This window comes from Archangium violaceum, from assembly GCF_016887565.1.
GTDB lineage: Bacteria > Myxococcota > Myxococcia > Myxococcales > Myxococcaceae > Archangium > Archangium violaceum_B.
The window spans coordinates 11,467,577-11,482,517 of record NZ_CP069396.1 but is presented as its reverse complement, the minus strand read 5'-3'; the positions used below and the strand labels follow the sequence as shown (position 1 = coordinate 11,482,517).

The window sequence follows — 14,941 nt, the reverse complement described above, 5'->3', positions numbered from 1 at the left end:
AAGAGGCGATCCAACTACCGGGCGCCTCTTTCCGGTGACTGCCGTCATGCCTCCCTGGCGCCGCTCCGGTCCTCCAGACCGTGCTTCTTCAGCAGCTTGCGCAGGTACACCCGGTCGATGCCGGCCTCGCGCGAGGCGCGGGAGATGTTGCCCTCGCAGCGCTCGATCAGACCCTTGAGGTAGTCCCGCTCGAAGCCCTCGATGAGCCGCTCCTTGGCCTCCTTGAAGGGCAGATCCAACTCGGGCGTTCCGGCGCCGGAGTGCGCGTCGCCCGTGAGGGACTCGCCGGGCAGCGGCTCCAGCTCCGGCAGGGCCTCCTCGCCCAGGTTCACCACCTGCTCCACCACGTTGCGCAGCTCGCGCACGTTGCCCGGCCACGGGTACTGGGTGAGCAGCGCCCGCGTCTGGTCCGACAGCGCGCTGGGCGGCCGGCCCATCCGCTTGAGCACCGTGTCGATGAGCAGGGCGATGTCATCGGGCCGCTCGCGCAGGGGCGGCAGCGTGACGCGCAGCACCGCGAGCCGGTGGAACAAGTCGCGGCGGAACTTCCCGGCCTTCACCGCGCCCTCGAGGTCCACGTGCGTGGCCGCCACCACCCGCATGTCCACGGTGCGGTAGTCGTTGGCGCCCACCCGCTTCACCTGGCGCCGCTCCAGCACGCGCAGCAGCCTCGGTTGCAGCTCCAGCGGCAGCTCGCCCACCTCGTCGAGGAAGACGGTGCCCCCGCTCGCGCGCTCGAAGGCGCCCGCGCGGTCGCTCTGGGCGCCGGTGAAGGCTCCCTTCACATGGCCGAACAGCTCCGACTCGATGAGCGAGGGGGCGATGCCCGCCAGGTCCACGATGACGAAGGGCCCCTTGCCGCGCGGGCTCTCCTGGTGGAGCGCCTCGGCGCACAGCTCCTTGCCCGTGCCCGTCTCACCCTGGATGAGCACGTCCGAGCCGCCGGGCGCCATGCGCTCCAGCAGGGTGAACACCTCGCGCATCTTGCGGCTGCTGCCCACCAGGGCGCCGAACTGGGTGCGCGAGGAGAGCGTCACCGAGCGCTCCCGCGTGTCCTCCGGGACGAACTTGAGCTCGGTGGTGCCCAGGGTGATGACGGTTCCAGGGCGCAGCTCCAGCTCGGAGAAGCGCAGCCCCTCGCAGAAGGAGCCGTTGTGCGACTCCATGTCGACCGCCTGCACGCCATCCTGGCGCACCACCAGCTTCAGGTGCTGCCGCGAGATGGTCTTGTCGCTCAGGACGATGTCGCACGTGGGGGCCTTGCCCACCAGGTACTCCCCAGGCTCGAGCACCTGGCTGCGTCCGGCACTGGGCCCCGACAGCACCACCAGCTTCAGCCGCACCCGGCCGGACTCGGCCCTGTGCAGGGTTGCTGTCTGCTCGTCCTGCTGCTCGTCGTCGTCGTCGTACGGCTGCGCCACGGAAGGACACGCTACCACGCCCTACCCGCCGCGTCCCTCGCACTTCACCTGTTGTCCTCGTCGAATTTTCTGATCCAACGAGACGCGGCGCCCCGGGGGTGAAGGGGCATGTGCCGCCAGCTCCTCCCGTGCCGCAGAGCGCCCCACCTTCCCTGGAGTCGTAGGCCGCTGACCACCGGTGAACGAGGTAGGGGCGCGATGCGTCATGGGAGTGCCCGCGGGTGGACGTTCCTGGCGTCCCGGGGCGAAGGGGACTCACCAAGACGCCCTCCCGTGAGCATACCGAGCACGCAACCTAGGGAGATGGGGGAGGTGCCGGCATGGCCACATACCGACTCATCCGCAAGCTCGCGGCCGGCGGGATGGCGGAGGTGTTCCTGGCCAAGGTGGTCGGAGCCGAGGGCTTCGAGAAGCCGGTGGCCGTGAAGCGCATCCTTCCGTCGCTCGCCCAGGACCGGGAGTTCGTGGAGCTGTTCCTGCGCGAGGCGAAGCTGACGGTGTGCCTGCAGCACGCCAACGTGGTGCAGGTGTTCGACCTGGGGGCCATCAACGGGCAGTACTACATGGTGATGGAGTTCGTGGACGGGGAGAACCTGCGGGCGGTGCAGCGGGGCTCGGCGTCCCACCAGGTGCCGCTGGGGCTGCGCGAGGTGTGCTTCATCGTCCAGCAGGTGACCGAGGGGCTGGCGTACGCGCACGGGCGCTCGGACGCGGCGGGCCGGCCGCTCAACATCATCCACCGGGACGTGAACCCGTCCAACGTGATGGTGGCCAGCAGCGGCGAGGTGAAGCTGGCGGACTTCGGCATCGCCAAGGCGGCCAACGCGCAGAACGGCACGCAGGTGGGCGTGGTGAAGGGCAAGGCGGGGTACCTGGCGCCGGAGCAGGTGAAGGGCGCCGAGGTGGACCAGCGCGCGGACCTCTTCCTCATCGGGCTGATGCTGTACGAGCTGCTCGCCGGCAAGCAGCTCTTCGGGGGGACGGACTACTTCCAGACGCTGCGCAACATCGCCCAGTTCGACGTGAAGGCGCTGTCGCCGCTGCCGGGCGTGCCGCCGGCGCTGTGGAGCATCGTCACCCGGGCGCTGGCGGAGAACCCGACGGCGCGCTTCCAGCGGGCGCGCGACATCTCGGACGCGCTGCAGAACTTCCTCTTCGACCACCGGCTGCGCGTGGGCCCGCAGGACGTGGCGGCGCTCTTCTCGCGCTGCTTCCCCGACCGCCACTCGCCGCTGGAGGGCTCGGGCGAGGTGCGGGGCGAGGAGATCCGCCTGGGCTCGGACGCGGGGATGCAGCGGCCGCCGACGCTCACCTCGGTGCGCTCGCGCCCGCCGTTTCCCGGAGGCCCGCGCCCGGGCACGCCGTCGATTCCCTCCATGCGCAGCGTGGGGGACGCGGGCCGGACGCAGCCTCCGCCCCCGCCGCCCGAGGCGCGCGCGGGCACCTCCGTCACGATGCAGGTGCCTCCGCCGGCCGGCGCCCGCGCGATGACGCTGAGCGGGGTGGGCCCTTCATCCATTCCACATGTGTCGCCGACCGGCGCGCGCTCGATGACGATGAGCGCGGTGGGCTCCTCCGTGGCCATGCAGGTGCCCACGCGTGTGATGCGCACGGGGCGCCGCAAGCTGGGGGAGATGCTGGTGGCGGCCGGCAAGCTGTCGGAGTCGCAGCTCAAGGGCGCGCTGGAGCGGCAGAAGCGCACCGGCGGGCGCATCGGCGAGCTGCTCGTGGCCGAGGGCATCCTCACCGACGAGGACGTGGTGCGAGCCCTCAGCGAGCAGGGAGGCATCGCGTTCGTGTCGGACAAGGTGCTGCGCACCATGCCGGTGCCCAAGGGCCTGCTGGCGCTGCTGCCGCTGGAGAAGGCCGAGCGGCTCGAGGCGGTGCCGGTGGCCCAGCAGTCCAAGGAGCTGGTGTGCGCCATGCGCGAGCCTCGCGACCTGGCGCGCCTGGACGAGCTCAAGTTCATCACCGGCTGTCCCGTGCGCGGCATCTACGCCACCGAGGGAGCCATCCGCCGCGCCATCGGCCGCTTCTACCGGGGAGATGACCCGGACCAGATGGATGACTGGTCCAACATGATGCCGCTGGCGGGCTCGGAGACGCAGGCGGGCGTCACGCCCTACGCCGACAAGCACACCCGCACGCGCGAGCGCCTGCTGGACGAGTCCGCCTTCGAGGAGGTCTCCGCCGTCCCCGCGCCGCCGCCCCTGCCGCCACCGCCCGTGCCCGAGCCGGCGCCGCGGCCTCCGCCGACGCTCGCGCCCGCCTCGCTGGCGCGCACCATGCTGGTGGTGTCGGACGACGAGGAGCTGCGCGAGGCGGCGGTGCGGCTGCTCACGCGCCAGGGCGTGGCGGCCTCCGGCAGCAGCGCCGCGGACGTGGAGAAGGCGGTGGCCCTCGGCGGTACGGAGGTGGCGCTGGTGGCCGCGGACACGGTGCCGGACGCGCCGTCGTTGGTGGCGAGGTTGATGACGGTGGCGCCCTCGATGGAGGTGCGCGTGCTGCCCTCGCTGGCCGAGGCGCTCGGAGGAGAGGCCGGTCCGCTCGGCCGCGCGGCGCGGTTGCACGCGCGCGTGGTGGACGCGGCGCTCGCGGAGCTCGGTGGGGTGGGAGTGCAGGGCGCGGCGCTCGCCAAGCTGGCGCGGCGCGTGGCCCGGCGGCTGGGCGCGGGGCGCGCGGAGGCCGAGCGGGCTTCCGCGGTGGCCTATGCGCTGGCGCTCGCGGCCTGCCAGGAGTCGGAGGAGCGCTTCTCCCGGCCCTCGCGCGAGTCGGTGCGCGCCATCCTCGGCCGTGACGCGGGCGAGCTGGCGGGGCTCATCGGCGCCTGCACCCGGGACGCTCCGCCGCTGTCCGACAACGCCAACCGGGCCACGCTGGCCCTGGCCGCGGCGGTGTCGCTGCTGGAGGTGGCGGGGACGGCCACGCCGGTGGCCTCGGCCGCGTCGCAGTCGCTCGTCAAGCTGCGCACCGAGAACCGCCTGCCCGCGGTGGCCCTGGAGGCCCTCTCCGCGGAGGTGATGGAGCTGGTGCTGGGCGAGAGCGCCGCGCACACGGTGGTGCTCGCCGAGCCCAACACGGCGCGGGCCTCGGCCCTCCAGGCGCGCTTCCTGGCGGACGGGGTGCGGGTGGTGCTCGCCGACTCCGCGGCGCGGGCCCGCACGCTGCTGGCGCAGGGCAGTCAGGCGCTGGTGGTGGCCTCTCAACTGCCGGATGGGGACGGCGCCGCGCTCACGCGCTCGCTGCGCTCCTCGGCGGACACCGCCTCCCTGCCCATCTTCGTGCTGGCCCCTCCGGAGGACCCCGGGTTGGTGGAGGCCGGGCTGGACGCGGGCGCGGACGATGTCCTCATGTACCCGGTCAATCCGGACGTGCTGGTGGCGAAGCTGCGGCGCGCGCTTCAGCCTCGCCGCGCGGCCGTGGTGCCCGCCCCGGTGGTGCTCGCCTCCGCCTCCGTGAGCGCCTGAGCCTTCCGGGCCCGCTTCGCGCCAACTGGTCCGACAGTCGGACCAGTTGGCGGAAACCGCGCCCGGAGGGTCCTCCTCTCGGGTCGTGGTGACGGTCAGACAGGTGTCGGAGACCACTCCCGGTGGGTCCCTCCTCACCCGCTCGGGAGATGCCGGCGGGGGATTCCGCTGCGTGTGTGCGGTGAGCCGCGCGCGACGTTGGCTCCTTTCGCGCATCCCCTCCTCGCGCTCTCACGGTGCGTGCGAGCGATTGCGGTGGTGCGACCCCCGCTCATAGACAGCCACACGAGCCAACGTTTACTTTTCGAGAAATTGAGTCACCTGAGGGGGGAGGGACGGCGTTCCGCCTGGAACGCGGCGCCCTCCCTCACTCTTTTGAGGAGGAGTCACATGCGGGAGCACGGTCTTCTCGCTGGAACGCTCATCGCCTCGGGGAGTGAACGGATGACGGCGCTCGCCCGGGCGCTGGGGTTCGACGAGCCCTCCACCCAGGCGATGCGGGACATCTTCCTGACGCTGGCCTCGAGCTGGGGCGCGCTGCCGGTGGGAGAGGCTCCGCCCTGGCCCTCGGACGTGTGTGACGACCATTCGCCCTTCGAACTGTCGGTGGCCATCGACGCCGAGGGGCCGCAGCTGCGCGTGTTGGTGGAGCCCATGGACGCGCCGTTCTCGCTGAGCGCCAACCGCGCCGCGAGCCTGCGCCTGCACGAGGAACTCGCGCGGACCCAGGGCCTGCACCTCGAGCGGCTGCGCGCGCTGGAGGGGCTGTTGATGCCGGAGGACGCGCGGGGCCGGTTCGTCGCGTGGTACTCGGCCGCGTTCAGCCCGGGGCACCCGGTGGACTTCAAGGCGTACTTCAACCTCCTGGCCCAGGGTCCGGGACGGGCGGCCCGGCTCACCGAGGAGGCGCTGCACCGCATCGGCTTCCACGCGGCCTGGTCCTCGGTGGCCGAGGTGATGGGGCGCCGCGAGGTGGGAATGGACGAGCCCGTCTACTTCGCGCTCGACCTGTCGCCGCGTGCCGATGCCCGGGCGAAGCTCTACTTCCGCCACCACCGCGCGACCGCGTCGTTCCTCGAAGAGGTGTGCGCGCTGGGGCGTCACCACCAGCCGGGAGTCGCCGCCGAGTTCTGCCGGCAGATGGCCGGTGGCGGCGAGGGCCCCTATGGTGGCAAGGGGCTGGTGACATGCCTGAGCTTCACGGACCCCTCCGATGCGCGACCCCAGGCCGTGACGGTGTACTTCCCCATGTCGCACCACGCGCGTGACGACCGGGAGATCCGCCAGCGCATCACCGGCTATCTCGACAGCCAGGGGCTGGCCACCGGGCCGTACCTGGGAGCGCTGGAGGCCTCGGCCCACCGTCCGCTGGAGGCCGGTACGGGCATCCACACCTATGCCGCGGTGCGGTGGCAGGGGCGGCCCCGGGTGACGGTCTACTTCTCACCGGAGACGTACGGGATGATGCGGCAGCCGTCGCGCGAGCCACCCGCGGTGGAGGTGGCACGGCCGGCGACGGAGATCGTCGACCACTTCGAGACGCACTCGGTGGCGGACCACCCGTTCTTCACGCGGATGCAGCGCGAGCCGGTGCGCCTGGAGGTGCTGGCCCGCCTGCTGGCCAACTTTCGCGTGGGCATCACCCGGGAGTTTCCTCGCCGGCTGGCGTGGCTCACCGCCCGAGCGACGGACGAGCGCATCCGAAGCGTGCTGGCGAAGCAGCTCAACGACGAGCTGGGCGATGGCGACTTCACGCGCGCCCACCGGGGACTCTTCGAGCGGATGTTCGAGGTGCTCGCGCCCTGGGCGCCACCGGAGACACAGGAGGTGCTCGCGCCGGGTCACGCGCTCGGCGCGGAGCTGGAGCGCTGCTACGTGAGCGCCGAGCCCTACGAAGGGGTGGGGGCGAGCCTGGTGGTCGAGGTGTACGGCAAGCAGGTGGACACGTTCGTCGCGGACCAGTTCCGCCGCCAGACGCAGATTCCTCCCTCCGCGCTCGAGTGGCTGCACCTGCACGAGCACCTGGAGGTGGAGCACGCCAGCGAGTCCATGGACATGGCGCGGCTCATCCCCACGGGCCCGGCGAGCGAGGCCGCCTGGCGTGGCGCGAAGGCGGTGGCCACCGCGTCGCGCGCCTTCTTCGACGCGCTGTACCGCCAGTGCTACCCATGAGCGCCTCGGACTTCGCCGCGCTGCGCGCCCGCTTCCCGCTGTTCTCCGAGCGCACCTACTTCGCCACGCAGTGCCTCGGCCCCACGCCCTCGGAGATGTACGTGGACCTGCTCGAGTACGCCCGGACGCTGGGGTTGCGCAACCGCTCCCTTCCGGTGTGGATCGAGCGCATGGGCGAGTTCTCCCGGCTGCTCGAGCAGCTGCTCGGGGCCGAGCCGGGCTCGGTGGCGCTCCGCGACAGCGTCACCGCGGCGCAGGCGGCCATCGCCTCCGCGGTGTCGCCGCGTCCGGAGCGTCACCGCATCCTCTATAGCGCCATCGACTTCCACTCCTCGCGCTACCTGTGGTCCGCGCAGGCGCGCCGGGGCTTCTCCGTCGAGGAGCTGCGGCCGGAGGACGGGGTGTTGCTGCGGCCGGAGGAGGTGCTGCGGCACCTGGACGAGCGGGTGGCCATCGTGGCGCTGTCGCTGGTGTCGCCGCGCACCGGGGCGCTCCTGGAGGTCGCGCCGGTGGTGAAGGCGGCGCACGACGCGGGGGCCCTCGTGGTGCTGGACGCGTACCAGGCGGTGGGCGTGGTGCCGGTGGACGTGCGGCGGCTCGGCGCGGATGTCGTGGTGGGGGGCACCCACAAGTGGCTGGGAGGCGGCGGTCTGGGGCTGGCCTTCCTGTACGTGCGGCCCGCGCTGGCCGAGCGGCTCGAGCCGGCCTTCCCGGGGTGGATCGGCCATCGGGAGATGGTGGGATTCGCGGAGACGTACGAGCCCGCGCCGGGGAGCGCGCGCTTCCAGCAGGGGACGCCCGCCATCGAGCCCATCTACACCGGCCGCGCGGGCCTGCGCTTCGTGCTGGAGACGGGCGTGGAGCGGCTGAGGGAGCGCAGCGTGGCGCTCACCACGCGGATGATGGCCCGGGCGCACGACGCGGGGCTCCCGGTGAAGACGCCGCGCGAGCCCGAGCGGCGCGGTGGGATGCTCTGCTTCGACATGGAGGACGGGGCGGTGCTCGTCGAGCGGATGGCGGCGCTTGGCATCGACATCGACACCCGGCCGGGGGCGGGAGTCCGCGTCTCGCCCCACCCGTGCAACACGGAGGAGGAGTGCGATCGCGTCATCGACGAGCTCGCACGTCTGTCCCGGCGATGAGTGGAGACGCGACGCTCGGCTTTCGAGGCGAGCCGGTGCCGTGCACGCCGGCCACCCTTCAGCTCCTCTCCTGCGCTCCGATACTGGGCTCGGTGCTCGGCGCGGCGCTGGACCTGCGGCTCTTCGACCACCTGGCCGCGGGTCCTCTCGATGCCCAGGAGCTGGCGGCCCGGGCGGGTATCTCCGGGGAGGGAGCGAGGCGGCTCCTCACGGCGCTGGTGGCGCTCGGGCTCGTCGAGCAGGAGGTGGGCCCGCGCTTCCGCAATGGACCCCTGGCGGCGGCGGTGCTCACCTCGGACGGAGAGGACTCGCTCGTGCCGTTCCTCCAGCACCAGCGCCGTCACGTGGACTCGCTGTTCGCGCACCTGGGCGCGGCGGTGCGAAGTGGTCAATCCCAGTTCGAGCACTGGCCCTTCGTCGACCCCGCGCGTCATGCCGGTGAGGCGTACACGGAGCTGGCCCGGCACCCGGACGAGTACGCGCTCCTCATGCGGGCCATGGACATCGCGAGCCGTGGGGTGGGCGGGCTCATCGCCGAGCAGGTGGACTTCACCGGGGTGCGCCGGCTGGTGGACCTCGGGGGCGGGGGAGGGCAGGTGGCCATCGAGCTGGCCCAGGCGGTGCCGCACCTGTCCATCGAGCTCGTCGACACGCCGCCCGCGCGGGCGTACGCCGCCGAGCGCATCGCGCGTGCCGGGCTCACCGGCCGCATCCGCTGCACGGTGGCGGACCTGCGCGAGGACCTGGGGGGCACCCTGGAGCCGGCCGATGCCCTCCTGCTGTCGGGAGTGATTGGCGACTTCGTGGCGGAGGAGCGCGCGCGCATCCTCTCCCGGGCGGTGTCCCTGCTGCGTCCGGGGGGGCTGCTGCTCGTCAGCGAGACGCTGTTCCATCCCGAGCGGAGGGGGCCGTTGCTGCCCGCGCTCCTGTCGCTGTTCATGCTGCTCAGCACGGGGGGCGACAACTTCACGCCGGAGGAGATGGAGGGGATGCTCCGGACCGCGGGCCTGTCGGACATCCGCCTCTTCTTCAACGGCGCGCGCGGGATGAGGGACCTGGCGGTGGGACGCCGCCCGGTCCCCGCATCCGAGGGCTGAGGGCGCTCAGTGCTCCGCGAAGGACCACGCGCCGCGCAGCCGCTCGAACAGCGAGGTGGCTGCGATGAAGGGCCGGGCGGCGTAGCGCGCCACGAGCCCCTCGGTCAGCTGCAGCACTCCGCGATTCCAGCGCGAGCGTGACGAGCGCTTCGGTGGAGGGGCTCTCGGCGTCTCCTCCTGGCTCCGGAAGGGGCGCGGCTCCTCCTCGTCCGGAGTGGGGGGCAGGGGCAACCGCTCCTCGGACATGGGCACGTAGCGGGGGTTGCTGACGGTGCCCCGCTCCACCTGGACGGGGTAGGCCTCGGCGTGCTCGGTCACCGCGACGATGCGCTGCGGCACCCCGCTCCACCGGGTCTCCCGCTCGTCCAGGGGCTTCTGTTCGTCACGTGCGCGCCGGGCGGACCAGAAGACCTCGGTGAGGTCCTTCGCATCCGCGTGGAGCGGGGGCGTCCGGTCGTGGTGGATGACCACGCCGTCGGCCTCCAACGCGTGGACCTCGTCGAGCCGTACCCGGTGCTCCCGGGTGATGACCACCCTGCGCTCCAGGACGAAGCCCTCGTCATCCACGCTGAGCACCCGCCCGAGGGGCTCTCCGGCGCGGCTCTTCACCACCATTCCTGCACGAATCCGTTTGGGCTGGGACATGGCTGGCTCCGGATGGGTCCTTCACTTCTCGGGGGGGTCGTCCAGGTCGAGCGGCTCCGGCAGGGCATCCACGTGCACCACGTGCCCTCCCTTGTCCGGCGAGCCCCGGGCCGCCTCGCTCTCCTCCGGAGTGTGCGGCGCCCGCTCCTCGAAGGCGTCGCCTTCCAGGTTGCGCTGCCGCTGCTCGCTCGTGCTTCCGTAGCCCTCCCTCAGCTTCCTCGTGCCCGCCATCGCCAGCTCCTCGGTGAAGGTCCAAGCCTCAACGGTTGGGATGGGGGGTGGGGGCCGCAATCGGGGGCCCCTCCCTGGGAGCGCCCTCCTCGCCGTCCCCCGAGCAGGCGGGCGAGTACCCGGGCCCACACGACCGTGGCTCGGGGCCCACGGGCTTCGGGGCCCACGGCCTTCCATGTCCGGGGTGGGCGCTCGGGGCTCCAGGGCGGCACGTCTGGTGCAGGACCCATCGGGCGAAGGAGGGAGACCCACCCCCCGCTCGACTGTCGACGGAGGCGCGCCCCACTGCTATGCACCCCCACACCATGGACGTCCGCCCTTCTCCGCGCCGCGCGCTGCTGTTCGCGCTGGTGCTGCTGATGACCGCGTGCAAGACGCCTACCGCCGTGGGCGGTGGCTCCTCGCATGGCTCTTCCTCCGGCTCTTCTTCCGGCTCCAACCAGGACGACGTCCCCCGGGGGGACCCGTTCCCGACGAAGCCCTCCGTCGAGGCGCGCAAGGACGCGCGGGCGGACCAGGCGCTGGCCCAGGCCATCCAGCAGTCGGAGACGGCGCCGCGCAAGCAGGCCGCCGAGTCCTTCCTCGCGGTGCGCAAGTCGTACCCGGAGACGACGGCGGGCCAGGAGGCCCTCTACCGGGCGGGCGTGCTCTTCTACGACTCCCAGGACTACGTCAACGCGCGCAAGAGCTTCAACGAGCTGCTCTTCGAGAACCCGCTGCATCCGCAGGCGCAGGACGCCAAGCGCCGCCTGGGCCGGGCCGCGCTGGAGGTGGGGGCCTACCGCGACGCGTACCAGACGCTCTACAGCCTCGCCGAGCGTGCCGAGGGCGCCGAGCGCACGCAGCTGCTCGAGGACTCCGCGAAGGCCGCCGAGAAGGCGGGCCTCTTCGGACAGTCGTTGCAGATCGCCGTGGACCTGGCCGGCAACGCGCAGACGCCCGAGGCGCAGCAGGCCGCGGCGGCGCGGGTGCAGCAGTTGGTGGAGGGCCGCGCGGGCTTCATGGACATCGCCCGGGTGATGGAGGGGCTGTCCACGTCCAACCCCGCCTGGCCGGTGCTGACGTTCAAGCTGGCGCGCGTCTACTACCACCTGCGGGACTGGACGCGGCTGGAGGAGACGCTCAACCGCTTCCTGGCGGAGGCGCCCAACCACCCGTTCGCCGGACAGGCCCGCGAGCTGCTCGCGCGTGCCACCCGCCGCGTGGAGGTGCAGCCGAAGACGGTGGGCCTGGTGCTGCCCATGTCCGGCAAGTACAAGGCCGTGGGCGAGGCGGTGCTGCGGGGTGTGAAGCTGGGGCTGGCCGGCAGCGACATCGAGCTGGTCGTCAAGGACACCCAGGGCGACGTGAACACCACCGGCCAGGTGATGGAGCAGCTGGCCTTCGACGAGGGGGCCATCGCGGTGCTGGGCCCCATCACCTCGGATGAGTCGCGCCGCGCGGCGCTGGTGGCCGAGGAGCTGCAGGTGCCGCTGCTCACCCTCACGCGCCAGGAAGACATCACCGACATCGGTGCCTACGTCTTCCGCAACATGCTGACGAACTCGGCGCAGGCGCGGGCCATCGCCGACTTCGCGATGAAGCAGAAGGGCTTCAAGAGCTTCGCGGTGCTCTACCCGAACCTCCCCTACGGCGTGGAGCTGGCCAACGACTTCTGGGACCACGTGGTGGAGAGCGGGGGGCAGGTGCGGGGCGCCGAGTCGTACGACCACGACCAGACCACGTTCACCAACGAGGCCAAGAAGCTGGTGGGCCGCTACTACCTGGAGGACCGGCTCGACTACATCGAGGGCGTGCGCGAGGTGCAGCAGCAGACGAGCGGCCAGGACGCGTTCCGCAAGCGCAAGGCGATGGAGAAGATGAAGGGCGGCGTGGAGCCCATCATCGACTTCGAGGCCATCTTCATCCCCGACGAGTGGAAGCGGGTGAGCCTGGTGGCTCCGGCGCTGGCGGTGGAGGACATCGTCACCAACGCGTGCGACTCACGCGACCTGGAGCGCATCCGCAAGACGACGGGCAAGAAGGACCTCAAGACGGTGATGCTGCTGGGCACCAACGCGTGGAGCAGCACCAAGGGGGCCAGCGGCCTGCCCGAGCTCGTCGAGCGCGGGGGCAAGTTCGTCACCTGCTCGGTGTACGTGGACGGCTTCTTCGTGGACTCGCAGCGGCCGGCCACGCAGCGCTTCGTGAAGGCCTACCGCCAGGCCAACGGCAACCAGGACCCGAGCCTGCTGGAGGCCTACGGCTACGACTCGGCGCGCATGGTGAGGCAGATCCTCGAGTCGAAGCAGGCGCCGCGGAGCCGCGGCGAGTTCCGCGAGGCCCTGGCCACCCTGAAGGACTTCGACGGCGCCACCGGCAAGACGGCCTTCGACGAGAAGCGGGAGGCGCGCAAGCCCCTGTTCCTGCTCGCGGTGGACAACAAGGGCGTCACCGAGGTGCCACCGGAGAAGACGGCGGCGCTGGGGGGCTCGTGAGGACCGTCGCGCCGCGCGCGCTGGCCGTGGTGGGACTGCTGGCGCTGGCGGGCTGTGAGCACGCCGCGCCGGCCCTGGCTCCGGAGATCGTTTCGCGGCTGGAGTCCAAGCCGGGAGCGTACCTGGCGGGCGAGGTGGCGGGCCTGGATGACTCCACCGTGCTCGACCGGAAGGACTTCGTCTGGACGCTGGCCTTCTCGCCGGAGTCCTCGCGGGTGGCTTACTCGCACCTGGGTGCTCGCGAGTACCAGCTCGCGCTGTGGACGTTGAAGCCGGTGCTGGCGCCCGTGGTGAACGCGGGCGTCAACCCCGCCGAGTTCGACCTGGAGGCGCTGGCCTTCTCGCCGGACGGCACGCTGCTGGCGAGCGCGGGCTGGGACGGCATGGTGCGCCTGTATGACGCGGTCACGGGCGCGCAGAAGGCCAGCCTGCGCACCGAGGAGCCCCTCACCACGGTGGCCTTCCACCCGGCTGGGCGCTACCTCGTGGTGGGCAGCGCCCTGGGGCTCGTCACCGCGCTGCGCGTGGCGGACCTGGGGTTCTCCTTCGAGGTGCGGCCCCACCAGGACAGGGTGAGCGCGCTCGCCTTCGCGGCGGACGGGACGCTGTACTCGGGGAGCTGGGACAAGCACATCCGGGTCTTCGACACCCGCGAGGAGACGCTGCGGAGGGACCAGACGCGGCTGCGCTTCGAGCGGCGCGGGGGCCATGCCGTGGTGGGAGGCACCGTCAACGGGAAGTCCCCGGTGGCCTTCGCGCTGGATGCGCGCACTCCCGCCATCGTGCTGGGCACGCAGGCGGCGGCGGCGGCGGGCATCGACACGGCCTTCCTTCAGGACTCGGTGACGCTGCCCTCGGCGCTCGGCTCCAACCTGGCGCGCGTGGCGCGGGGCCAGCACCTGCGCCTCAAGGGCCTGGAGTTGGAGGTGGACGTGGCGGTGTGTGACGCGTGTCTGCCGCAGAACGTGGCGGGCGTGCTGGGCGCGCCCTTCTCCGAGCGCGTCGACGTGGCCTTCGACGAGTCCACGGGCGAGGTCGTCCTCACGCTGAAGGCACCGGCCGCGGGGACGCAGGAGGAGGAGCGGGGGCTGGTGTTCGCGCCGCGCGCCACCTTCACGTACGAGGCCCACGTCAACGACGTCACCGTGGACGCGGCCGGCAAGCGCCTGGGCGTGGCGCTCTCCGAGGGCAAGGCCGAGCGCACCCGCACCATCTACGAGCGCGAGAAGAAGGGCCTCGTGGAGCCGTTCTCCGAGCAGAACGCCGTGGCGCTGGTGGACGCGAGGAACGGGCAGGTGCTGCGCAAGTGGACGCGGCACCGGGGCGTGGTGGCCACCGCGGGCATCTCGCCGGACGGGCGCGCGTTGGCGAGCGGCGGCTGGGACAAGCAGCTCTACGTGTGGCGTGACGGTGCGGAGAATCCGGTGGCGGAGCGGACGTTCGGCTGGTCCGTGCGCCGGGTGCGCTTCAGCCCGGATGGGCAGTGGGTGGGCGTGGCCGCGTGGACGCCGCAGAAGGCCACGGGCAATCAGGAGAGCGAGCCGGCCGCGGCCCTCTTCACCGTGCGCTACGCCGCTCCCACCGTGGAGTGGCGTCAGTAGTTGAGGTGGATGGCCTCGCGGGGCAGCCCGAGGGTGCGCAGCGCCTCGATGACTTCCTGCACCATGCCGGACTGGCCGCACAAGAAGGCCAGGGTGTCCGCCGCCGGCTGCTCGCCCAGGTGGGTCTGCACGTAGCCGGTGAGGCCCTGCCAGCCGCTCGCGCCCGGCTGGCTCACCGTGCGCACCACGCGGATGCCCGCTGCCTCCCAATGGTGCAGCTCCTTCTCGTAGGCGAAGGCCTGCGGGGTGCGCGCCCCGAAGTAGAGCGTCACCTGCCCGTAGGAGCCCCGCTCCTGGCGGATGCTCTCGATGACGGAGCGGATGGGGGAGATGCCCGAGCCGGTGGCGAAGAGGAGCAGATCCCTCCCTCGCGCCTGGGGGAGGGGAAAGCCACGGCCCTCGGGACGCTTGCTGTGCACCTTCGCCCCGGGCTCCAGCCGCACGAGGGCGTCCGGCAGCGGGCTGCCTCCCTTGAGGAGGAACTCCCAGCGGGTGCTGAAGGGCTCGGGCGGCGAGGCGATGGCGAACATGCTCTCGCCCACCTCGGGCAGGGCCAGGCGCACGTACTGCCCCGGGGTGCGGTGGGTACCCACCAGAGGGGTGCCGCCGATGTCCAGGACGAGCTCGGTGAGGCCCTCCGCGGCGGGGAGCACGGCCGCCACGGTGGTGGGGTGCCAGTCGTTCATGT

10 protein-coding genes are annotated in these 14,941 nt (G+C 72.2%); 6 read left to right on the top strand and 4 right to left on the bottom strand.

Annotation, left to right across the window (positions count from 1 at the left end; all coding sequences use genetic code 11):
* Positions 1-44: 44 nt before the first annotated feature.
* Positions 45-1,421 carry a sigma 54-interacting transcriptional regulator gene (locus JRI60_RS45730; RefSeq protein ID WP_239470108.1) on the bottom strand — a complete coding sequence of 459 codons (1,377 nt, stop codon included), beginning with the start codon at positions 1,419-1,421 and terminating at the stop codon, positions 45-47.
* A 320-nt stretch (positions 1,422-1,741) separates the two neighbouring features.
* On the opposite strand from JRI60_RS45730, the gene JRI60_RS45725 reads away from it, so the two are divergent.
* The 4 genes from JRI60_RS45725 (at position 1,742) to JRI60_RS45710 (ending at position 9,299) form a co-directional block, all read left to right on the top strand.
* Positions 1,742-4,888: a protein kinase domain-containing protein gene (locus JRI60_RS45725; RefSeq protein ID WP_204222376.1), complete on the top strand. Its 3,147-nt coding sequence runs from the start codon at positions 1,742-1,744 to the stop codon at positions 4,886-4,888.
* Positions 4,889-5,278: 390 nt separating this feature from the next.
* A complete protein-coding gene (locus JRI60_RS45720; protein WP_204222375.1) occupies positions 5,279-7,060 on the top strand; it encodes a tryptophan dimethylallyltransferase family protein in 1,782 nt (593 codons plus the stop codon).
* The gene (locus JRI60_RS45715) at positions 7,057-8,202 is read left to right on the top strand and encodes an aminotransferase class V-fold PLP-dependent enzyme (RefSeq protein WP_204222374.1); all 1,146 of its coding nucleotides are present in this window, start codon (positions 7,057-7,059) and stop codon (positions 8,200-8,202) included. Before JRI60_RS45720 ends, JRI60_RS45715 begins: the two co-directional genes overlap by 4 nt.
* Positions 8,199-9,299 (top strand): methyltransferase, encoded by a 1,101-nt coding sequence (locus tag JRI60_RS45710; RefSeq protein ID WP_204222373.1) that lies wholly within the window; start codon positions 8,199-8,201, stop codon positions 9,297-9,299. Before JRI60_RS45715 ends, JRI60_RS45710 begins: the two co-directional genes overlap by 4 nt.
* Positions 9,300-9,305: 6 nt before the next feature.
* Here JRI60_RS45710 and JRI60_RS45705 read toward each other — a convergent pair whose 3' ends face one another.
* On the bottom strand, positions 9,306-9,944 hold the full coding sequence (locus JRI60_RS45705) for a hypothetical protein (protein ID WP_204222372.1): 639 nt from the start codon (positions 9,942-9,944) through the stop codon (positions 9,306-9,308).
* A 21-nt stretch (positions 9,945-9,965) separates the two neighbouring features.
* The gene (locus JRI60_RS45700; protein ID WP_204222371.1) at positions 9,966-10,175 is read right to left on the bottom strand and encodes a hypothetical protein; all 210 of its coding nucleotides are present in this window, start codon (positions 10,173-10,175) and stop codon (positions 9,966-9,968) included.
* 305 nt (positions 10,176-10,480) lie between these two features.
* Here JRI60_RS45700 and JRI60_RS45695 point away from each other — a divergent pair, with 305 nt between their 5' ends.
* Positions 10,481-12,652 carry a penicillin-binding protein activator gene (locus JRI60_RS45695; protein WP_204222370.1) on the top strand — a complete coding sequence of 724 codons (2,172 nt, stop codon included), beginning with the start codon at positions 10,481-10,483 and terminating at the stop codon, positions 12,650-12,652.
* Positions 12,649-14,253, top strand: a complete 1,605-nt coding sequence (locus JRI60_RS45690; RefSeq protein ID WP_204222369.1) for a WD40 repeat domain-containing protein — start codon at positions 12,649-12,651, stop codon at positions 14,251-14,253. Before JRI60_RS45695 ends, JRI60_RS45690 begins: the two co-directional genes overlap by 4 nt.
* On the opposite strand, the gene JRI60_RS45685 is transcribed toward JRI60_RS45690, so the two are convergent.
* Complete coding sequence (locus tag JRI60_RS45685; RefSeq protein ID WP_204222368.1) at positions 14,247-14,939, bottom strand: NAD-binding oxidoreductase; 693 nt, start codon at positions 14,937-14,939, stop codon at positions 14,247-14,249. The genes JRI60_RS45690 and JRI60_RS45685 overlap by 7 nt on opposite strands.
* Positions 14,940-14,941: the final 2 nt, after the last annotated feature.

Excerpts from the sequence above, each read along its gene's own strand:
- JRI60_RS45715 (WP_204222374.1), top strand. The coding sequence starts at position 7,057 with ATGAGCGCCTCGGACTTCGCCGCGCTGCGCGCCCGCTTCCCGCTGTTC.
- JRI60_RS45695 (WP_204222370.1), top strand. The coding sequence starts at position 10,481 with ATGGACGTCCGCCCTTCTCCGCGCCGCGCGCTGCTGTTCGCGCTGGTG.
- JRI60_RS45700 (WP_204222371.1), bottom strand. The coding sequence starts at position 10,175 with ATGGCGGGCACGAGGAAGCTGAGGGAGGGCTACGGAAGCACGAGCGAG.
- JRI60_RS45710 (WP_204222373.1), top strand. The coding sequence starts at position 8,199 with ATGAGTGGAGACGCGACGCTCGGCTTTCGAGGCGAGCCGGTGCCGTGC.
- JRI60_RS45685 (WP_204222368.1), bottom strand. The coding sequence starts at position 14,939 with ATGAACGACTGGCACCCCACCACCGTGGCGGCCGTGCTCCCCGCCGCG.
- JRI60_RS45725 (WP_204222376.1), top strand. The coding sequence starts at position 1,742 with ATGGCCACATACCGACTCATCCGCAAGCTCGCGGCCGGCGGGATGGCG.
- JRI60_RS45705 (WP_204222372.1), bottom strand. The coding sequence starts at position 9,944 with ATGTCCCAGCCCAAACGGATTCGTGCAGGAATGGTGGTGAAGAGCCGC.
- JRI60_RS45720 (WP_204222375.1), top strand. The coding sequence starts at position 5,279 with ATGCGGGAGCACGGTCTTCTCGCTGGAACGCTCATCGCCTCGGGGAGT.